Source organism: Microbacterium sp. BG28 (assembly GCF_034044005.1).
Classification (GTDB): Bacteria; Actinomycetota; Actinomycetes; order Actinomycetales; family Microbacteriaceae; genus Microbacterium.
The window spans coordinates 1-20,228 of the sequence record NZ_JAXCHA010000003.1 but is presented as its reverse complement, the minus strand read 5'-3'; the positions used below and the strand labels follow the sequence as shown (position 1 = coordinate 20,228).

19 protein-coding genes are annotated in these 20,228 nt (G+C 68.2%); 4 read left to right on the top strand and 15 right to left on the bottom strand.

What is annotated here, in order from left to right; all coding sequences use genetic code 11:
• The 9 genes from SK224_RS11215 to dnaK all read right to left on the bottom strand — a co-directional run bounded on the left by SK224_RS11215 (position 1) and on the right by dnaK (position 9,085).
• The gene (locus tag SK224_RS11215) at positions 1–894 is read right to left on the bottom strand and encodes a carbohydrate ABC transporter permease (protein ID WP_320434770.1); all 894 of its coding nucleotides are present in this window, start codon (positions 892–894) and stop codon (positions 1–3) included.
• On the bottom strand, positions 891–1,817 hold the full coding sequence (locus tag SK224_RS11210) for a sugar ABC transporter permease (protein WP_320434769.1): 927 nt from the start codon (positions 1,815–1,817) through the stop codon (positions 891–893). The genes SK224_RS11215 and SK224_RS11210 overlap by 4 nt, the downstream gene beginning before the upstream one ends.
• 57 nt (positions 1,818–1,874) lie before the next feature.
• Positions 1,875–3,182, bottom strand: coding sequence for a sugar ABC transporter substrate-binding protein (locus tag SK224_RS11205; RefSeq protein WP_320434768.1), 1,308 nt, complete (start codon positions 3,180–3,182; stop codon positions 1,875–1,877).
• 41 nt (positions 3,183–3,223) lie between these two features.
• Positions 3,224–4,216: a phosphoglycerate dehydrogenase gene (locus tag SK224_RS11200; protein WP_320434767.1), complete on the bottom strand. Its 993-nt coding sequence runs from the start codon at positions 4,214–4,216 to the stop codon at positions 3,224–3,226.
• Positions 4,217–4,364: 148 nt separating this feature from the next.
• On the bottom strand, positions 4,365–5,024 hold the full coding sequence (locus SK224_RS11195; protein WP_234073982.1) for a GntR family transcriptional regulator: 660 nt from the start codon (positions 5,022–5,024) through the stop codon (positions 4,365–4,367).
• A 77-nt stretch (positions 5,025–5,101) separates the two neighbouring features.
• Positions 5,102–5,545 (bottom strand): heat shock protein transcriptional repressor HspR, encoded by a 444-nt coding sequence (locus tag SK224_RS11190; RefSeq protein WP_307320963.1) that lies wholly within the window; start codon positions 5,543–5,545, stop codon positions 5,102–5,104.
• 82 nt (positions 5,546–5,627) lie between these two features.
• Positions 5,628–6,620, bottom strand: coding sequence for a DnaJ C-terminal domain-containing protein (locus SK224_RS11185; protein ID WP_320434766.1), 993 nt, complete (start codon positions 6,618–6,620; stop codon positions 5,628–5,630).
• Positions 6,621–6,629: 9 nt separating this feature from the next.
• Positions 6,630–7,202 carry a nucleotide exchange factor GrpE gene (locus SK224_RS11180; protein ID WP_320434765.1) on the bottom strand — a complete coding sequence of 191 codons (573 nt, stop codon included), beginning with the start codon at positions 7,200–7,202 and terminating at the stop codon, positions 6,630–6,632.
• 11 nt (positions 7,203–7,213) lie between these two features.
• Positions 7,214–9,085 carry a molecular chaperone DnaK gene (dnaK, locus tag SK224_RS11175; RefSeq protein WP_309733928.1) on the bottom strand — a complete coding sequence of 624 codons (1,872 nt, stop codon included), beginning with the start codon at positions 9,083–9,085 and terminating at the stop codon, positions 7,214–7,216.
• 261 nt (positions 9,086–9,346) lie between these two features.
• On the opposite strand from dnaK, the gene SK224_RS11170 reads away from it, so the two are divergent.
• Positions 9,347–10,708: an MFS transporter gene (locus tag SK224_RS11170; protein ID WP_320434764.1), complete on the top strand. Its 1,362-nt coding sequence runs from the start codon at positions 9,347–9,349 to the stop codon at positions 10,706–10,708.
• A gap of 157 nt (positions 10,709–10,865) precedes the next feature.
• On the opposite strand, the gene SK224_RS11165 is transcribed toward SK224_RS11170, so the two are convergent.
• The 4 genes from SK224_RS11165 to SK224_RS11150 all read right to left on the bottom strand — a co-directional run bounded on the left by SK224_RS11165 (position 10,866) and on the right by SK224_RS11150 (position 14,923).
• A complete protein-coding gene (locus SK224_RS11165) occupies positions 10,866–11,501 on the bottom strand; it encodes an NADPH-dependent F420 reductase (protein ID WP_320434763.1) in 636 nt (211 codons plus the stop codon).
• Positions 11,502–11,539: 38 nt separating this feature from the next.
• Positions 11,540–11,998 carry a GNAT family N-acetyltransferase gene (locus SK224_RS11160; RefSeq protein ID WP_320434762.1) on the bottom strand — a complete coding sequence of 153 codons (459 nt, stop codon included), beginning with the start codon at positions 11,996–11,998 and terminating at the stop codon, positions 11,540–11,542.
• Positions 11,995–13,668, bottom strand: a complete 1,674-nt coding sequence (locus SK224_RS11155) for a BCCT family transporter (protein ID WP_320434761.1) — start codon at positions 13,666–13,668, stop codon at positions 11,995–11,997. Before SK224_RS11155 ends, SK224_RS11160 begins: the two co-directional genes overlap by 4 nt.
• Before the next feature lie 73 nt (positions 13,669–13,741).
• Positions 13,742–14,923, bottom strand: coding sequence for a sensor histidine kinase (locus SK224_RS11150; RefSeq protein WP_320434760.1), 1,182 nt, complete (start codon positions 14,921–14,923; stop codon positions 13,742–13,744).
• Between the two features lie 105 nt (positions 14,924–15,028).
• On the opposite strand from SK224_RS11150, the gene SK224_RS11145 reads away from it, so the two are divergent.
• A complete protein-coding gene (locus SK224_RS11145) occupies positions 15,029–17,578 on the top strand; it encodes a rhomboid family intramembrane serine protease (RefSeq protein WP_320434759.1) in 2,550 nt (849 codons plus the stop codon).
• Positions 17,579–17,584: 6 nt separating this feature from the next.
• Here SK224_RS11145 and dcd read toward each other — a convergent pair whose 3' ends face one another.
• Positions 17,585–18,190, bottom strand: a complete 606-nt coding sequence (gene dcd / locus SK224_RS11140) for a dCTP deaminase (RefSeq protein WP_234073992.1) — start codon at positions 18,188–18,190, stop codon at positions 17,585–17,587.
• A gap of 277 nt (positions 18,191–18,467) precedes the next feature.
• On the opposite strand from dcd, the gene SK224_RS11135 reads away from it, so the two are divergent.
• Together SK224_RS11135 and SK224_RS11130 are read left to right on the top strand one after the other, a co-directional pair.
• Positions 18,468–18,917 carry a hypothetical protein gene (locus SK224_RS11135; RefSeq protein ID WP_320434758.1) on the top strand — a complete coding sequence of 150 codons (450 nt, stop codon included), beginning with the start codon at positions 18,468–18,470 and terminating at the stop codon, positions 18,915–18,917.
• Positions 18,918–18,985: 68 nt separating this feature from the next.
• On the top strand, positions 18,986–19,258 hold the full coding sequence (locus SK224_RS11130; RefSeq protein WP_320434757.1) for a hypothetical protein: 273 nt from the start codon (positions 18,986–18,988) through the stop codon (positions 19,256–19,258).
• 362 nt (positions 19,259–19,620) lie between these two features.
• Here the strand turns inward: SK224_RS11130 and SK224_RS11125 are convergent.
• Positions 19,621–20,228: hypothetical protein (locus SK224_RS11125; RefSeq protein WP_320434756.1), on the bottom strand; the 608-nt coding region annotated here is incomplete at its 5' end.

Below are 20,228 nucleotides of genomic sequence, written 5' to 3'. Positions count from 1 at the left end.
TCAGCCCTTGGTCGCGCCGGCGGTCAGACCGCTGACGACGTAGCGCTGCGCGAACAGCGCGACGATCATGACCGGCACGGTGATGACCACTGCGGCGGCCATGAGCCCGCCCCAGTCGACGGACGCGTAGCTCGTGAAGTTCACGATCGCGACGGGCAGTGTGCGGGTGGACTGGCTGGAGAGCACCAGGGCGAACAGGAAGTTGTTCCAGCTGAAGATGAACGACAGGATCGACGCCGTCGCGATGCCGGGCAGCGACAGGGGGAGCACGACGCGGACGAAGGCGCCGATCTTGCTCGAGCCGTCGATCTGCGCGGCCTCCTCCAGCTCCGTCGGGATGCCGTCGAAGAAGCTCGACATGATGGCCACCACGAGCGGCATCGTCACGAACAGGTGCGTCAGGATCAGCACCGTGTAGCTGCCGACGAGCTGCACCTGCGAGAAGAGGAAGTACCACGGGATGAGCAGGCTGACACCGGGGATCACACGCGCCATCAGCAGGAAGCCGGTCGTGCTGCGCACCTTGTACCGGGCGATGCCATAGGCCGCCGGTACGCCGATCACGAGCGCGAGCAGGGTCGCCCCGACGCCGACGAGCAGGCTGTTGCCGATGACCGGCAGGAAGTTCTGCACGGTGAAGACGGTCTCGTAGTTCTTGAGCGTCGGCTCGAACGCGAACATCTTGTCCGGGTTCACGACGTCGAGGTTGCGCTTGAAGCTGGCGAGCAGCATCCATACGAGCGGCACGAGGAAGGCGAGCACGACGAGGACGATTCCGACGACGCGCGCGGTCTGGCCGGCGATGTCGATCGGACGGCGGGGGCGGCGCTTCGGGGCGGCAGCGCGAAGGCCGCGACGGCCGACGGGCTGGACGAGGGCGCGGGTCTCACTCATACCCGGGTTCCTTTCTTGCGAAGGATCGCGAGGGCCAGCAGCACCACCACGATCAGCAGGAAGAAGAGGATCAGCAGCGCCGATGCCTTGCCGTACTGCGAGAACTGGAACGCTTGGCCGTAGGCGAGGATGTTGAGCGTCTCGGCCTCATGGCTCGAGCCGCCGCCGATGCCCTTGGTGGCGTAGATGATGTCGAAGGTCTTCATCGCATCGATGGAGCGGAGGATGGCGGCCGCGCCGATCACGGGTGCGAGCAGCGGCAGGGTGATGTGACGGAAGCGCTGCCATGCGTTGGCGCCATCCACCCGCGCCGCCTCGTCAGGCTCTTCCGGCAGGGTCGACAGGCCGGCGAGGAGGATCAGGATGACCATCGGCGTCCACTGCCAGACGTCGATGAAGATGAGGGTGTTCAACGCGGTCGAGGGGTCGCTCAGCCATCCTTGGCGCGGAAGGCCGAGGAACTGCATGACGCTGTTGGCGAAGCCGATGGACGGCTCGAAGATCAGCAGCCACATCATGCCGACGGCGACGGGCGTCGCCACGAGCGGCAGCAGGATGAACACGCGCACCAGGCCTTGGCCACGGAAGGTCTTACGCAGCAGGAGCGCGATCGCCAGGCCCAGGATGAGCTCGATGCCCAGCGCCAGGATCGTGAAGTAGGCGGTACGTCCGACGGCCGGCCAGAACCGGTCGGTGTCGCTGAGCCAGGTGACGTAGTTGTCGAGGCCGACGAACGAGAAGGGCCGGGTGACGGCGCCCGCGGAGTCGGTGAGGGAGAGAAAGACCGTGTACCCGATCGGGAAGGCGATCAGCAGCGCGATGAACAGCACCGACGGGACGATCAGGATCCACTTCAGACGAGCGTCGATCCAGTTGAGTGCGCGGTTGCCGAACGTCGACCTGCGCGCGGTGAGCGAGGACACGGAGCCTCCTTGGTCCGGGGTGGCCCCGGGCGGCGAGCGCCGCCCGGGGCCGTGAGATCACTTCTCGGAGTCGAGCAGTTCCTGGAACTGGGTGTTCGCGGTCTTGGCGGCGTCTGCGACGTCGCCTCCCTCGATCGCGGTGATGGCGGGACCGCCGACGATCTCGCGGGCCGCGGCGACCTGCTCGAGCTGCGGACGGTCGTGGCCGACGCCGTGGTCGCCCACGTTCTGGATGATCTCGACGAGACCGGCGGGGAAGGATGCGGTGGCCTCCGCGTCGTTCCAGGCCGACTCACGCGCGCCGGGAACCGTCTCGTTGGCCAGCAGCCACTTGGTGTTCTCCTCGTTGGTCACCCACTTGATGAACTCCCACGCGGCCTCCTTCTTCTTCGAGAAGGCGTTGATGCCGACGGTCTGCGGCACGATGTTGTAGAACTTCGAGCCGGCGGGTCCCTCGGGGAACTGCGCGAAGCCGACCGTGTCGACGACGGCGCTGTTGTCGGCGTCCAGGAAGGTGTAGGCCTGGCTGTCGGCGTCGATGTAGAACGCCGCCTTGCCCTGAGCGAAGAGGGCGGATGCCTCGACCCAGCCCATGTTGGTGGCTCCGGGAGGGCCCGACTGGCGCAGGAGGTCGCCGTAGAACTCGTAGGCGTTCTTCGCCGCCGGGGTGTCGACGCTGGCGTTGCCGTCCTTGTCCTGGAAGTCGCCGCCGAAGCTGTAGAGGAACGACGACAGCTGCGTGACCAGCGGCACGCGGGAGCCGCGCATGGCGATTCCGTACATCCCGTTATCCGGGTCGTTGAGGGCGGCGGCGGCCGACTTCAGCTCGTCGAGCGTCTTGGGCACGGGGATGCCGGCGGCCTCGAGTAGATCGGTGCGGTAGTAGACGATCTGGCGCTCGGTCATGACGGGAACGCCGTAGACGACCCCGTCGAGCTCCACCGCGTCACGGGCGGCGGACTGGAAGTCCTCCCAGTTCCAGTCGGCGTCGCTCTCGACCTGCTCGGTCATGTCGGTGAGCCAGCCGTTGCGCGAGAACTCGCGCATGACGTCCTGCACCTGGAAGGCCATGACGTCGAAGTCGGCGGACTGTGCGTTGAGCTTGACCTTGTAGTTGTCGTTGAGCTGCTCGTTGCCGTAGGCCTCGATGTTGACCTTGACGCCGGTCTCCTGCTCGTACTGGGTGCCGAGGGTCTTCAGACCTTCGACCCAGGGGCTGTTTGCGGCGACGACCGTGATCTCGGAGACGTCGGCGGAGTCGCCCGCGTCGCCTGTGCCGCTGGCGCAGGCAGTGAGGCCCAGGGCCGCGACGGCGCCGGCGGCGATACCGATGACCAGCCGACGGGGTCTGCGTGTCGTGAACATCGTTGTTCCTTTCAGGAGGTGGGTGGTGCGTGGGGTTCGGGTCAGAAAGCGAGGGCGGCGGGCACGCGGCCCGCGAAGACGTCGACGATGGCTTGCGCGGTCGCGAGGCCGATGCGCTCGTACGCCTCCGCACTGTCGGCGGCGGCGTGGGGGGCGACGACGACGTTGGCGAAGGAGAAGAGGGGGTTGTCCGCGGCGACGGGCTCCACCTCGAACACGTCCAGTCCTACCCCGCCGATGCGGCCGGACGCGAGTCCGCGCACCAGCGCCGCCTCGTCGACCAGGCCGCCGCGGCTCGTGTTGATGAGGAGGGTGCCGGGACGCATCGCGGCGATCAGCTCATCGTCGACGGTGTGGTGGGTGTCGGGCGTGTGCGGAGCGTGCACCGAGACGATGTCGACGTCGCGCACGACATCCGTGACGCGGTCGACGATGCGCACACCCAGACGCTCGGCCGCCTGGCGGTCGGCGAACGGGTCGAAGGCCACGAGGTCGACCTCGAAGCCGGCGAGGCGACGGGCGACGGTCTGCGCGATGGCGCCGAAGCCGATGAGGCCGATGCTCTTTCCCGCGAGCTCGCGGCCGACGTAGCGATCCCAACGACCGTTCTTCGTCGCGGCGTCGAGCTCGGGGATGCGGCGCAGCAGCGCCAGCATGAAACCGATCGCCAGTTCGGCGACCGCCGCGGCGTTGCCGCCGGGGACGTTCACGACGCGGATGTCGCGCGCTCGGGCTGCGTCGAGGTCGATGTTGTCGAGTCCCACGCCGAGGCGGGAGATGATCTGCAGCCGGCCGGCGCGGTCGAGAGCGTCGGCGTCGTAGACCTCGACGCCGGCGACGGCGGCATCCGCATCCGCGATGCGTGCGTGCAGTTCCTCAGCGGTCCACGGCACGGTGGACTCGTTCTCGACGAGCGTGAAGCCGTGCTCGAGAAGCAGCGCACGGCCGGAGGCGCACAGGGCCGGATAGCGGACCGGTCCGACGATGACGGTGCGACCTGCACCCACCGGTGCGGTCGAATCGTGTCCTGCCATCTGGGAGCCCCTCCTCGAAACGGGTCAGGGCTGCTCCAGGCGGAGCGACCGGTCACCGTTGAACGATCTGTTTTCTGTTAACAGTCAACATAGGACAGTAGGTGGGCCGTGTCAAATGCCCCCCGAGCGGGCATCGACGACGAAGGCGTCAGTGAGCGGCGTCGGGCAGGCTGCGCAGAGCGTCGCGCACGTGGCCCTTGGCGAGGGTCAGGTGCAGGTGCAGTCGCTTGACGGCGGCATCGGCGTCGCCGGTGCGGATGACATCGAGAAAGCCCTGATGATCGGCGGTTGCCGAGGCGATGTCGCTCGTGTCGCTGAGCTCGAACAGGATGGCGAAGATGCGCTGATACGGGCGCCACGCCTCCATCAGCCGGCGGTTGCGCGCGTTGACGTAGAAGCTCGTGTGGAACTGCATATCCGCATCCGCGAAGCGCTCGCCGTCGTCGCTCTCGGCGGCCGCAGCCATATCATCGACGATCGCCTGCACGCGGTCCCAGTCCTTCGAGCTGGCGTTGGCGATGGCGAGCCGGATCGCAAGGGACTCCAGCACCTCGCGCAGCATGTACAGCTCTTCGATGTCGGTCATGCCGACCGCGCGGGTGTAAATGCGCTTGCGGCGGTCCTCGACCAGACCCTCCGCCTCCAGGTGCCGCAGGGCATCGCGCACCGGACCGCGGCTGACGTCGAAACGTGTGGCGAGGGCATCCTCGGCAAGGTGCGTGTCGGCGGGGATGATCCCCTTGATGATCTCGACGCGAAGGCGATGGGCTATCTGGTCACCCATCGCAAGGGGGCGGAGATCGGACACGAGCACCTCACTGTCGTCGGTTAACAGTCAGCGTTGCACCGCGCTTCCCCGCGGGTCAAATCCACGCAGGCGCGGAATCAGTCCGCGGGAGGAAGTTCGCGCCGGGGTCGCCAGACCACGATCTCGGTGGAGCGACGCACGCGCGTACCCGAGCGCAGCGGGACCACGGAGCCCGAGGGGCCGGCGGCGAACACGCGCGCCCCTGGCCGGCGATCGAGCTCAGCGCGCATCGCGTTCTCCAGGTCGCGCACGCGGCCGTGAAGCTCTCGCACGCGGTTCTCGAGCTCGATGATGCGGGCGATGGCGGGTAGGCTCATGCCGTCCGCCGACAGGCGCGACACCTCGCGCAGCTGTTCGATGTGACGCACCGAGTACCGGCGCGAGCCGCCCTTCGTACGTCCCGGCACGACCAGTCCCAGCCGGTCGTACTGACGCAGGGTCTGCGGGTGCATGCCGGCGAGTTCCGCGGCCGTCGCGATCGCGAACACCGGCGCCTCGTCGTCGATCTCGTTCTCGTCCATCCCGCTCACCTCCTTGCCCCGATCATCTCGTCATCCGCGGGTGCCGCATCCGGGTTCGGATGCGGCACCCGCGAATCGTTCGTCAATTGCGCGCCTTGGCCATCAACTCAGCGCGCGGGTTCTCCTTGGGCTCGAGCTCCTGGAAGCGTTCGAGCGCTTCCTTGGCCGCATCGTCGAGGTGGGCGGGAACCGCCACCTGCACCTCGGCGAGCAGATCGCCTGTGCCCTTCTGGGTGTGCACGCCGCGCCCCTTGACCCGCAGGACCCGGCCGGACGGCGTGCCGGGAGCCACGCGCAGGCGCACCGGGTCGCCGCCCAGGGTGGGGACCTCGATCGTCGCGCCGAGCACGGCCTCGGTGAAGGTGATCGGCACGGTCAGGCGAAGGTTGAGCCCGTCACGCGTGAAGACCGGATGCGGACGCACCGAGACCTGCACGACGATGTCGCCGGCCTCGCCGCCGTCGGGCGAGGGGCGCCCGCGGCCGCGGAGTCGGATCTTCTGCCCGTCCGCGACGCCGGCGGGGATCTTCACCTTGAACGGCTTGCCGTCCTCGCCCTGGAGCGTGATGGTCTCGCCGCCCACGGCTGTGGCGAAATCGAGCGTGGTGCGCGCCGTGACGTCGGACCCCTTGGTGGGTCCGCCGAAGCCGCGGTAGCCGCCCGAGGTCTGACCGAAGCGGCCCGACCCGAACGAGCTCGATCCGCCGCGGTCGAACATCGTGAAGAAGTCCTCGAAGCCGCCCGCATCGAACTGGCTGCCGCCGCGGCCCTGGCCGAAGCGCGAGAACACGTCCTCGAAGCCGCCCGCACCCGCGCCGCCCGCGGTGAAGCGGGCGCCGGAGCCCATGGCGCGCATCTGGTCGTACTCCTCGCGCTGCTCCTTGTCGCTGAGCACCGAGTACGCCTCGCTGATCTCCTTGAAGCGCGCCTCGGCCGCCGCATCCCCGGGGTTCGAATCCGGATGGTACTGCCGGGCGAGCTTGCGGTACGTCTTCTTCAGGTCGGCATCGGAGACGTCCTTCGCGACGCCGAGCACCGCGTAGAAGTCCTTGTCGAACCAGTCTTGACTGGCCACGTTCTCCTCCTAGTCCGCCGGCACGGCGACCACGACCTTCGCGGGGCGCAGCTCGACGGAGCCGAGTCGGTAACCGACCTCGACCACCTCGAGGATCGTCGCCTCGGTCTGACCGGGTGTCGGCTGCTGGAAGATCGCCTCGTGCTGCTGCGGGTCGAACGCCTCGCCGGCCGCACCGTAGGTGACCAGACCCATGCGCTCGGCCACGCCGCGCAGCTTCTCGGCGATCGCCGCGAACGGGGTGCCCTCGGCGAGGTCGCCGTGCTTGGCCGCGCGGTCGAGATCGTCGAGCACAGGCAGCAGGTTCTTGGCCACCGAGCCCTTCGCGCGCTCGATCTCCACCTCCCGCTGCTCCTCCGTGCGGCGCCGATAGTTGGCGTACTCCGCCTGCAGGCGCTTGAGATCTCCCAGCAGGTCGGGGTCCTCCGCGGCCGCATCCGCGTTCTGCTCGGCACCCAGGATGTCGTCGACCGTCAGCTCCGGCTCCTGCGAAGCGGGGTCGGAGGCGTGTGCCTCCGACCCCTCCTCGCCGGGCCGAACCTCGTCGCCGTCGTCCGGCTGTGCGAAGTTCTTGTCCGTCATGGTCGTATCTCTTACTTCTTCTCGTCCTCGTCGTCGACGACCTCGGCGTCGATGACGTCCTCCTCGGGGTTCGGCGTGGTGCCGCTGCCCGGGTCGGTGGCGGACGGGTCTGCGGGCTGGCCCTCGGCCTGGGCGGCCTGGTACAGGGCCTCGCCCAGCTGGCTCTGGCTCTGGTTGAGCTTGTCGAACGCGGTCTTGACCGCGTCGTCGTCCTCACCGGCGAGCGCTGCCTTCAGCGCGTCGACGTCGGCCTGCACGGAGTCCTTGACCTCGGCGGGCAGCTTGTCGGCGTTCTCGGAGATCAGCTTGTCGACGGAGTACGAGAGGGTCTCGGCCTGGTTGCGGGTCTCAGCCGACTCGCGCCGCTTCTTGTCCTCGGCGGCGTGCTCCTCGGCCTCGCGCACCATGCGCTCGATGTCCTCCTTGGGAAGCGACGAGCCGCCCGTGATGGTCATCGACTGCTCCTTGCCGGTGCCCTTGTCCTTCGCCGAGACGTGGACGATTCCGTTCGCGTCGATGTCGAAGGTGACCTCGACCTGCGGGATGCCGCGGGGGGCGGGAGCGATGCCGGTCAGCTCGAATGTACCGAGCGGCTTGTTGTCGCGGGTGAACTCGCGCTCGCCCTGGAAGACCTGGATCGCGACCGACGGCTGGTTGTCGTCGGCGGTCGTGAAGGTCTCGCTGCGCTTGGTCGGGATGGCCGTGTTGCGCTCGATGAGCTTGGTCATGATGCCGCCCTTGGTCTCGATGCCGAGGCTCAGGGGGGTGACGTCGATGAGCAGCACGTCCTTGCGCTCACCCTTCAGCACACCGGCCTGCAGGGCGGCGCCGACGGCGACGACCTCGTCCGGGTTGACGCCCTTGTTGGGCTCCTTGCCACCGGTGAGCTTCTTGACGAGCTCGGTCACCTGCGGCATGCGGGTCGAACCACCGACCAGCACGACGTGGTCGATGTCGTCGACCTTGATGCCGGCCTCGCGGATGACGTCGTCGAAGGGCTTCTTCGTGCGGTCGAGGAGGTCCTTGGTGAGGTCCTCGAACTTGGCACGCGAAAGGGTCTCGCTCAGCGACACGGGGCCCGAGTCGGTCAGCGACAGGTAGGGGAGGTTGATCGAGGTCGAGGTCGAGCTCGACAGCTCCTTCTTCGCCTGCTCAGCGGCCTCCTTGAGGCGCTGCAGCGCGATCTTGTCGCCCGAGACGTCGACACCGGTGGTCTGGCGGAACTGCGTGATGAGGTAGTCGACGACGCGCTGGTCCCAGTCGTCACCACCGAGGCGGTTGTCACCGGCGGTGGAGCGCACCTGGATGGTGGAGAAGTCGTCGTCCTTGCCCACCTCGAGGAGGGAGACGTCGAAGGTTCCGCCACCGAGGTCGAAGACGAGGATGAGCTCGTCCTCCTTGCCGCGGTCGAGACCGTAGGCCAGAGCCGCAGCGGTCGGCTCGTTGATGATGCGCAGGACGTTCAGGCCCGCGATCTCGCCGGCCTCCTTCGTGGCCTGACGCTCGGCGTCGTTGAAGTACGCCGGGACGGTGATGACCGCATCCGTGACGCTGTCACCGAGGTACTGCTCGGCGTCGCGCTTGAGCTTCTGGAGGATGCGGGCCGAGATCTCCTGCGGCGTGTACTGCTTGCCGTCGATCGCCTGCGTCTTCCAGTCGGTGCCCATGTGGCGCTTGACCGAGGTGAGCGTACGGTCGACGTTCGTGACGGCCTGACGCTTGGCGGTCTCACCCACCAGAACCTCGCCGTCCTTGGTGAAGGCGACGACGGACGGGGTGGTGCGGAAGCCTTCGGCGTTCGCGATGACCTTCGGCTCGCCGCCCTCGAGGACGCTGACGACGGAGTTCGTCGTACCGAGGTCGATACCTACTGCACGGGGCATGTGTTTCCCTCTCCCTTTGCAAGGACCCTCGCGGATGCGACGGCCCGATGTGTGTGAAATCTGCTCGCCGACTCAGGTTGAGCCGCGATGACTCAAGGATAGACACATCGAACCTGAGCGTCAAGTGAACTTGATATGAATGCGCTCAACTTTGTTCGCCGGGGCGGCGGCCGTCAGCCGTTACGCTGAGCGCACCGCGACGATGCGGGCCGGCGCATCCGCGGCACCGGCTGTTCACCGAGAGGTCCTACCGTGCCCGACATGTCCGACTCGCCTGTCCCCGCCCCCGCGGAAGCTGCGGCGGCCTCCGTCGCCGGCACGCCCGCCCCAGAGCGCACGCGGCGCGGACCGGTGATCGCCTGGGGACTGTGGGACTGGGGATCGGCGGCCTTCAACGCGGTCGCCACGACCTTCGTGTTCACGGTCTACCTGACCAGCAGCTCATTCGGGAGCACGGCAGGCACCTCGGCGGCCATGTCGTTCGCCCTCGCCGCGGCCGGCATCGTCGTGCTGCTCACGGCGCCGGTCACCGGTCAGCGCTCCGACGTATCGGCGCACCGCAAGCGCTGGCTCGCCATCAACACGGCCGTGGTCGTGCTGATGCTCGCTCTCATGTCGCTCGTCGCGCCCGACCCGGCATATCTCTGGCTGGGCCTGGTGCTGCTCGCGGTCGGCACGGTGTTCTTCGAACTCGCGTCCGTCAACTACAACGCGATGCTCGCCCAGGTCTCGACGCCGAACACCGTCGGCAAGGTGTCGGGCTTCGGCTGGGGCATGGGCTACCTCGGTGGCATCGTGCTGCTGCTCATCGTCTACTTCGGCTTCATCAACCCGGAGGTCGGGCTGTTCGGCGTGACGAGCGAGAACGGCTGGGCCGTGCGCGTCTCGATGATCGTCGCCGCGGTGTGGTTCGGTCTGTCCGCGATCCCCGTGCTGATCGCCGTGCCGGAGAACACGCTCCTGCGTCCGATCGCGACAGAACGCGTCGGGTTCTTCGCGTCGTACGGGCTGCTGTTCCGCAACATCGCGAAGCTGTGGCGGGAGAGCCGCCACACGGTGTACTTCCTGTTCTCCAGCGCGGTCTTCCGCGACGGTCTAACGGGCGTCTTCACCTACGGCGGCGTGCTGGCGGCGGGCACCTTCGGCTTCAGCCCCGGCGAGGTCATCATCTTCGCCATCGCGGCGAACGTCGTCGCCGGCCTCGCGACCATCGCCTCCGGCCCCCTCGACGACCGCTTCGGCCCGAAGCCGCTGATCCTCGTCGCGCTCATCGGACTCATCGTCAGCGGCTCGTGCATCTTCATCTTCCACGCCGGCGGCGCGGGCATGTTCTGGGTGTTCGGCCTGATCCTGTGCCTATTCGTCGGGCCGGCGCAGTCCGCATCCCGCACCTTCCTCGCCCGACTCATCCCGCCCGGACGCGAGGGCGAGGTCTTCGGCCTCTACGCCACGACCGGCCGCGCCGCGGTGTTCCTGGCACCCAGCGCGTTCGGACTGTTCGTGGTCATCGGCGGCGCACAGTACTGGGGCATCCTCGGCATCGTGCTGGTGCTGGCCATCGGCCTCGCGATGCTCATCCCGGTGCGCGCCGCATCCCGCCGCCTCACCGCCTCCTCCGCGTGACCGGCCCTCCTCCCCCCTCCCCGGACCGCGAGACTGCATCTTTCGCACGAGATCACTGTGTTTACCCGTGATCTCGTGCTGAAAGTGCAGTCTCGCGGCTAGTAGGGCGATGAGCGGATGCGGCGTGGCCGCGTCTCGGCCCGATGCGGGATGCGGGTCAGCGCGTGGCGCGGGCCAGGTTGGCGCGCAGCTGGTCGGCGTTCTGGCGCACGACGTAGGCGGGCTGGTCGCGCTCGACGCGCCAGCTCTCGGCCAGCGGACCGACGGTGACCGTGTCGTAACCGAACTCGTCGTAGAGGGCCGTGATGAACGCGAGGCCCTCGTCCGTGTCGGCCGCCGTCGCCAGCGCCCGGCGGTTCTCGGTGCCCGCGGCGGTGCCGTCGGTGTTGATCTGGGCGGCCATGATGTGGTTGAAGCCCTTCACAACGGTGGATCCGGGCAGACGCTCCTGCAGCATCTGGCTCGTCGTGGTCTGCTTGTCCTCGAGCGCCTGGATGCGGCCGTCCCGCTCCCAGTAGTAGTTGTTCGTGTCGACGACGATCTTGCCCGCGAGCTCCGCGACCGGCACCTGGTCGATGGCCTTCAGCGGCACCGTGACGATCGCCCACTCACCGAAGGCTGCCGCATCCGCTGCCGTGGCGGCGTGGGCGTTCGGGCCGAGCTCCGCCACGAGGTCTGCCAGCGTCTCCGGCCCGCGGGAGTTGGCGATCGCCACCTCGTATCCCCGGTCGACGAGACCCTTCGCGAGGGCCGATCCGATGTGTCCTGCTCCGATGATTCCGACGCGTGTCATGGTGAAGGACAACGCCGACGGATGCGGCGCATTCCCGCTCAGTCGGCGATCCGCCGCATCGGCACGTGAGGAATGCCGTCCTCGTGGAAGCGCTCACCGTCGACGACGAACCCGAAGCGCGCGTACCACGGCGCGAGGTGCTCCTGCGCGTCGAGGACGATCGCCGCACCGGGCCAGCGCTCCCCCGCGCGCAGCACGGCGCGCGTCATGAGCCCGGCAGCAACGCCCCGCCCCCGCGCGGCCTCGGCCGTCGCGACGCGTCCGATGCGTGCGTGATCCGTGTCGTCATCGTGCAGCAGGCGGAGGGTCGCGACGACCTCCCCCTCCTGCTCGGCCCAGAACAGCTCCGCATCCGGCTCGAGGTCGCGTCCGTCGAGCTCGGGGTACGCAGCGGCCTGCTCGACCACGAACACCGTGACGCGCAGCCACATCAGCCGGTACAGGGTCTCGGCGGGAACGTCCGTGAGACGGGCGGAGCGGTACGAGAGCTGTGTCACTCCTTCACGTTAATGCGGGGGCGCCGCATCCACGCGGGCATCCGCAGGCCGCCCTCGTTCTCCTGCTCGACCTCCAGCCCGTAGTGGTCGCCGATCTGCTCGAGGAGCTGCGCACGCTGCACCCGGTCGTACACGCGCCTCTCGCGCTGGAAGGCGACGATCGTGGCCCAGCACATGAGCAGCATCACGACGCTGAACGGCAGCGCGATGAGGATGGCGGCGGACTGGAGGGCCGTGAGGCCGCCGGCGATCAGCAACGCGATGGCGAGCACCGCGGTGGCGAGGGTGAAGAACACGCGCACCCACCGCTTGGGCTCGGGGTTGCCGCCGGTGGCGAGGATCGACATGACGAGGGCCCCGGAGTCGGCGGAGGTGACGAAGAAGATGGTGATCAGCACGATCGCGCCGATCGTCAGCACGGGAGTGCCGGGAAGGAACTCGAACAGGCGGAACAAGGCGCCCTGCAGATCGACTCCGCCGTCGGTGAGCATCGAACCGGGGTTGTGCAGCTCCTGGTACAGGCCCGACCCGCCGAGTACGGCGAACCACAGGATGCCGACGAGCGTGGGCACCAGGAGCACGCCCATCACGAACTGACGTACCGTGCGACCGCGGCTGACACGCGCGATGAAGACCCCGACGAACGGCGCCCAGGCGATCCACCAGCCCCAGTAGAACGAGGTCCAGGACGCCTGCCACGCCTCGCCGGCGGAGCCCTGGAATGCGCTGACGGTGAAGCTGAGGCCGATGTAGTTCTGCAGGTAGGCCCCGATCGACTGCACCCATTCGCGCAGCAGGTACTCGGTCTGACCCACGACGAGCACGAAGACGAGCAGCACCCCGGCGAGGATGAGGTTGGCGCTCGAGAGCCACTTCATGCCCTTGGTGACGCCGGAGAGAACCGAGAAGAGCACGAAGACGGTGATGACCGCGATGATCAGCACGTTCATGAGGGTGTCGGGTTCGGGCAGACCGGTCGCCTGCAACCCCGAGCCGATCTGCAGCACACCGAGACCGAGCGAGGTCGCGACGCCGAAGATCGTGCCGCACAACGCGATCGCGTCGATGGCGTTGCCCCACCCGCCGCGCACGCGACGCCCGAGCAGGGGTTCCAGCGCCCAGCGGATGGAGATGGGGCGCCCGCGTCGGTGGATCGCATACGCCAGAGCGAGTCCGACGACGACGTAGATCGCCCAGGCCTGCACACCCCAGTGCAGGTAGGTCTGGGTGAGCGCGCCCTGCGCGAGCTGCTCCGGCGTTCCGGTGACACCGGGGCGGGGATCGACATAGTGGCTGAGCGGCTCGCTCACCCCGTAGAACACGAGACCGATGCCCATCCCGGCCGCGAACAGCAGCGAGAACCAGGCGCCGAGCGAGAACTCGGGCTCGTCGGTGTCCTTGCCCAGCTTGATGTCGCCGAAGCGACTGAAGCCCATGAACAGGGCGAAGGCCACGAAGAACGCCGCGATCAGGACGTAGTACCAGTTGAAGGTGTTCACGATGCCGGTCTGGATGGTGCCGAAGAACACCTCCGCCGCACTCGGGAAGATGATCGCGAATGCCGCGGCGATCAAGACGACGGATGCGGCGGGCCAGAAGACCCACCGAGCGATTCCTCGCGTGGGCGCGGATGCGGGCGGGGTGGCCGATTCGGGTGCGGTGCTCACCACCTCACCGTAGTCAGGTCGCGCGAGAGGCCCCCTCGCCTCTTGTGCTGCGCGGCGCCGCGAGGTAATGGCCGCGTCAGTCGCGGGATGCGGGCAACTGGAACCACGCGGTGGTGCCGCCGCCCTCCCGCGGCCGGATGCCGATCGTGCCGCCATGAGCCTGCACGATGCGACGGCAGGTGGACAGGCCGATGCCGGTGCCCTCGACCTCCGTGTTCGCGCGCACGAGCGGATCGAAGACGCGCTCGACGTCGTCGGGGTCGATGCCCGGGCCGAGATCGCCGACCTCGATGCGCCATCCCTCCTCTGTGCGCTGCGCTCGCAGATCGACCCGAGGATCAGGCCCGCCGAACTTCAGCGCGTTGGAGACGAGGTTCTGCAGCACCGCGCGCAGCTGGGTGGCATCGCCCGCCACGACGGGAAGGTCACCGATCGTGATGCGGGGGTCGTCGGCGGTGATACCCAGGTCGGCGCGCACGTCGTGCGCGAGCGCACCGAGGTCGGTGGGGGCGAGGTTCAGCACTCCGCCGAGGCGTGCGAAGGCGAGGATGTCGCGGATCATCTCCTGCATCCGAGACGTGCCGCGGATACCGGTGGCGACCCAGTTCTCCACGGACGGAGGAACCTTCAGCTCCTCCTCGAACTGCTCCTGCAGCAGGTGCAAGGACATCGTGACGGAGGTGAGGGGCCCTGCCAGGTCGTGACTGATCTGCCCGGCGAAGGCCGAGAGGTGATCGTTCGAGCGACGCAACTCGTCGCTCAGCTCATCCGCGCGCTGGAGCACGGTATGCAAGTAGCGCGTGCGGCGCTCGAGCTCGAGGATGTCGACGATCCGCGCGGCGAGAACGGCCAGCAGTGCTGTGCGGTGCTCGTCGATCTCGCGCGGCACGGTATCGAAGACGCACAGCGTGCCGATGGTTTCGCCCGCGAGCACGAGCGGATGGTTGGCATAGAAGCGGACGGCCCCGAGATCGCCCGTGACGAACGGGTTCGAGCGGTAGCGCGGATCCTCGCTCGCATCCTGGACGGCGACGGGTTGGCCGAGGTGCAGATTGAGCGCGCACATCGAGTCCTCGCGGCGGCAGATGTCCGCGTCGAACCCGACGGCGGCGAGCTGGTGCTGCGCGTCGTCGGTGATGATGTTGATCGTCGCCATCGGGACCTCGGCGACGAACGCGGCGAGCTCGACCACCGAGCGCAGCGCGTCGGGAGGGCTTCCCAGCACGTCGTACTCCGAGATCACTTCCTGCACAGTCATCGTGTCGTCTCCCGGCCCCGTGGTCGCGTTCTCGATCCAGGTTAGGGTGCTGCCCGGCACTGTGGCGCGCAGAGGGTCGAAAGGTCGCCCTGCGACAATGACGCCATGTCCACGGCTCCACCCGCATCCGTCTCGGAATCGCCTCTGAGCAGGATGCGGGGCATCGCGGCGATGGTGGCCGCGTGGCTGCGGCGGCATCCGTTCACGACCGTGCTGCTTCTCGTGATGCTGGTGACGAGCATCGCGCAGATCGTCATCACCTCACCGCCGGATGCCGATACCGGGCTGCTGCCGCCGTGGAACGACTCGTTCGACGACTTCCGCTGGTGGTCGGCGATCACCCCGATGTTCGTCACGGGCTCCGTGCCGGAGCTGCTGACGACACTCGTTCTCGCGGCCGTCGTGGTGAGCCAGGCGGAACGGGTCATGGGTACGGCGCGGGCGGCGATCGCCTACATAGCCGGCGGCTTGCTGGTCACCTCCGTCTCGATCGTGGTGGGGCTGCTCGAGGAACGCTTCCTCGCGTTCCTCCCGCTCAACGACGTCTTCTTCTTCACGCTCACCCCGCTGGCCGCGATCGTCTGCACGGCGATGGCGGCCAGCTGCTTCATCGGTGCGCTCTGGCGGAGGCGGGTGCGCCTCGCATCCCTTCTCGCCGTGTGCGTGCTCTTCCTCTACCGCGGCGATGCGGACAGCCTCTTCATCCTCGTGGCGCTTCCGGTCGGACTCGGCGTGGGCTTCCTGCTCGGCGGCCGGCGGGCGAAGACCCTCGTCGTGCGCAGCTCGCACCACGAGATCCGCGTGCTGCTCGCGTCGCTCGTGGCCGTGGGCGGCATCGGCCCCGTCATCGCGACGTGGTTCGGATCGGGCACCGGTCTGCTGTCGTTCTACGGGTTCCTCAGCATCGACCCGGTCGTCGTGGTCGACGGCACGACGTGCGCGTTCGGCTCCGCCGTCGACTGCCCCTCCGAGTACACGACGGCGGCCGAGGTGTTCCCGGCGGCGGGCTGGATCGCGCTGCTGCCGATGATCATCGCGCTGATCGCGGCGTGGGGCATCCTCCGCGGCCGGCGGGCGGCGCTGTGGATCGCGGTCGTTCTCAACGCCGCGGTGTTCGGCTGGATCCTCGTGCAGTGGATCACGCTGCAGCCCGAGACGGTCGCCGACATCGCGGCGTACCAGGGGACGGATGCGGAGACCTACGTCTGGCAGACGATCTCCGGCGCGCTGCTGGCCGCCGTCGCGCCGCTCGGCACGACGGTCGCGTTGCTGGTGTTCCGACGGCACCTCCGCGTGACGTCGAGCCCCGCCGCGCGGCGGCGCTACCTCGTGGTGCTCGGAACCGCGACGGTGCTCACCGCTCTCGTCGCGACCGCGGGACAGGTGCTCACCCGCCAAGGCCATGACCCGGTGATCGATCTGGGCGACATCCTGCTCGCTCTGCCGCTGCGCTTCATCCCTCCGACGCTGCTGCCGCCCGACGTGGTGTCGTTCGTGCCGGAGACCTTCGAGGCGCGCATCTTCTGGTATCTGCCGCCCGCGATCTTCTGGGCGGGGGCGGTGCTCGCGACGGCGTACCTGATCTTCGCGCCGGCCGCCGTCGGCGAGCGCGACGACCGCATCCGTGCACGCGAGCTGCTGCGCGCGGGCGGCGGCGACTCGTTCAGCTTCATGTCGACCTGGCCCGGCAACTCCTACTGGTTCTCCCCCGACGGCACCGCCGCGATCGCGTATCAGGTGCACCACAACGTCGCCGTGACGGTCGGCGGTCCGTTCGGCCCGGCGTTCGCGGACGTGCGCGTGTTCGAGCAGTTCGCGGCATTCTGCGGAGACAATGGATGGCGGCCGGTGTTCTACAGCGTGAGCGATGGGCCCAGCGCCGAGCTCGCGTCGCGGGGCTGGTACCGTCTGCGGATCGCCGAGGAAGCACTGCTCGACGCGCAGGAGTGGACCCCCGCGGGCAAGAAGCGGCAGGACATCCGCACGGCGACCAACAAGGCGGCGCGCGAGGGCGTGACGGCGGTGTGGACGCGCTGGGCCGATCTGTCCATCGCGCAGCATCTCCAGCTGCGCACGCTGTCGGAGTCATGGTTGGCCGATAAGGAGCTCCCCGAGATGGAGTTCACGCTCGGCGGCCTCGACCAGGTCGACGATCCCGATGTGCGCCTCATGCTCGCCATTGCCGAGGATGGCCGCATCGAGGCGATCACGAGCTGGCTGCCGTTGTACGGTCCCGACGGACTCCGTGGCTATGTGCTGGATGTGATGCGTCGGCGGCACGAGGCGTTCAACGGCGTGATGGAGTTCGTCATCGGCGCGGTGGTCGTGCAGCTCAAGGCGGAGGGGCTGCAGACGTTGAGCCTGTCGGGTGCGCCCCTCGCGTACACGGCGGAGGCGGGAGCGGAATCGGATGCGGTGCAGCGCATGCTCGATCTCGCGGGGTCGCTGCTGGAGCCGGGTTACGGGTTCCGCTCGCTGCACAGCTTCAAGCGCAAGTTCCAGCCCGACTTCGCCCCCGTCTGGCTCGTGGTGGCCGATTCGGCGGCGCTGCCGGCGACGGGTCTGGCACTCGTGCGGTGCTACCTGCCCCAGCTCACGCTGCGGCAGGCCGCGCGCATGGCGGCCACCCTCGGCCGCGACCGCGCACGGGGCTGAACCGGGTCAGCTGCCGGCGGCTCCCGCATCCGTGATGCCCACGTCGGTGACGTGGAAGTTGCGCGAGGAGCGGGACGCGGTGGGTCCGCGCTGGCCCTGGTAGCGGTTGCCGTAGGGGCCGGACCCGTAGGCGTTCTCGGCCGGCGAGCTGAGGCGGAAGAAGCAGAGCTGGCCGATCTTCATGCCGGGCCAGAGCTTGATCGGCAGGGTCGCGACATTGGAGAGCTCGAGGGTCACGTGACCCGTGAAGCCGGGGTCGATGAAGCCGGCCGTCGAGTGCGTCAGCAGGCCGAGGCGGCCGAGCGACGACTTGCCCTCGAGGCGGGCGGCGACGTCGTCGGGCAGCGTGACCCGCTCGAAGGTCGCGCCGAGCGCGAACTCACCGGGATGCAGGATGAAGGGCTCGTCGGGGCGCACCTCGATCAACCGGGTGAGCTCGGGCTGATCCTCCGCCGGGTCGATGAAGGGGTACTTGTGGTTGTCGAACAGCCGGAAGTACCTGTCGAGACGCACGTCGACGCTGGAGGGCTGCACCATCTCAGGGTCGGAGGGCTCCAGCCCGATGCGTCCGTCGGCGAGTTCCTGCTTGATGTCGCGATCCGAGAGCAGCACGGGCCCAGCCTAGCGAGCAATGCCCTTTGCTATGCTGGCCGCGTACCCCCGGGGCTGTAGTTCAATGGCAGAACTTCTGCATCTGCGACTCTCATTAGATGGAGTTTGACGGGGTTGGATCGGCTTAGACCCGATGCCAGCGTTCTCTAGGCGAAACACCCCGTCGCGAGGTTGATCGACGTCCACTGAGTTTGACCGGGTTAGATAGGCGTCTTTGCTCCAATTCGGAGACTAATCGGCAACCTATTCAGTCGTGCGCCTCCGCTAGCCTCAGACCATGACACGCACGCCAGAAGACGCCGGGGCATGGGCTCGCGCAATGCAGCCTGAGCGCTTCAGCGCCTCAGCGCCTCGCCCGTCGAGCGCGCCCGCAGGGCTCAGCGCCGGGAACCGACTTGCCGACCTCGGGCCTTTCACGCTGTACGCGTCGTACATCACGCGCGGCGACGAGCGCCAGTCGCTCGACGGCATCCGCGCATCCGTGGAAGCCACCGGGCAAGTCACGAAGCGCACGACCGCGACCCGCGTCATCGGAGGCATGATCGTCGGCGGCGCACCGGGCGCGATCGTCGGCGCCATCGCACGTAAGCGGCAGGATGAGCGCGAGCTGTACGTGCACGTCGAAGGCCCCGACTTCTACTGGGTCGAGTCGATCGACCCGAAGCTCGGCGCAGAGGCTCGACAGTTCGCCGCCGAGATTCATACGGCGGCCCGCTGGGATTGGTGACGCGTAGGCGGCGGCCACCAACGACGCTTCGCGCGGATCCCCACGACGCCCCCGCATAGGCTGAGAGAATGCTCGCCGGACTCGTTCAACCTCGGAAAACCCAGACGGTCGACGTCACCGGGCACACGCTCGAGGACGTACATCAGCAGCTCGTCGCGAAGACTCCTCCGGGCTTCATGCTGGCCGCCGGCCCCGTGCGCATGGCGAAAGCCACCACTGAGCTATCCGCCACGGGCACCTACACCGCGACGACCGTCGAAGAGATCGAGGCCGACGACATGGCCGCGCTCGAAGCGAAGGTGCCGGAGGGTTGGCGCCTGCTCAGCGTGCGTCGACTCTAAGGCAGCTTCCGGCCGTCACGATCCGGCCACGGGCTCGTCGCCGGCAAGCTCGGCGTGCTCGAGCGGAGCATCATCTGATGCAGCCTCATGCACGACTCGCGAAGGGTCGCCCCCCACCCGATCAGCTCACCGCGATACTCGGTGCGGTAGCGCGGCCCGTCCACCGTCCGGCGGATCTGAATGCTGCCGTACGGCTTCCCCGCGGGATCACTGAGCACCCACACGCCAGGCTCAACCTCCTGCGCAGTCATGATCGGGTGCCACTCAGCCACGCGGCAAGGATCGCATGCACCCCAGACGCCACGATGCACCCCCTCCCGGCCGGAGCCGGAAGGGGGTGAGTATTTCGTGCTTTGGTGAGGTCAGTACAGCGCGTAGTTGGCTTGCAGCGCCGCTCGGATGGCGTTGAGCTGCGAGCCGGTGAGGATGTCGGTGTAGCCGATGATCTCGGCCACGTCGAAACGGTAGATCGTGCCGCCCGACACACGCCGGCCGACGACCAGCTGCGACAAGGCCCCGGTTCCGAGCGTGCCCGTGACCTGTGTGGCGTCCTTCGCGACGATCGACGAGGCACCGTTCTGCACCGCGCCGAGCATGGACCACGCGTCACGGACGAGACCACCCGCCTGCACCGTGACGCCGCCGCCGCCGGATCCAGCGTTCACGTCCAACGTGGAACCCGACCCGTACTGCCACACGTACCCGGACGATCCGTAGATGCCGAGCGACCCGTTCGGGCTTGTGGCCGTCGGGATCCGAGCGAGCACGATCAGCGTCTTCAGAGCTGACGCGAACGTGTCGGCCTGCTGGAGGACGTCGTCCCCGTCCAGCTGCACGTACTTGTCGCCGGATGCGACGCGCAGCGTCGGGGAGCCGGTGAGCACGTTCAGCAGGCGCCCGTTGACGATGTCTCGCCACGACGTGACCGCGGTGCCGTCAGCGCCGTCGATGTCCGCAGCGATCCAGCGTG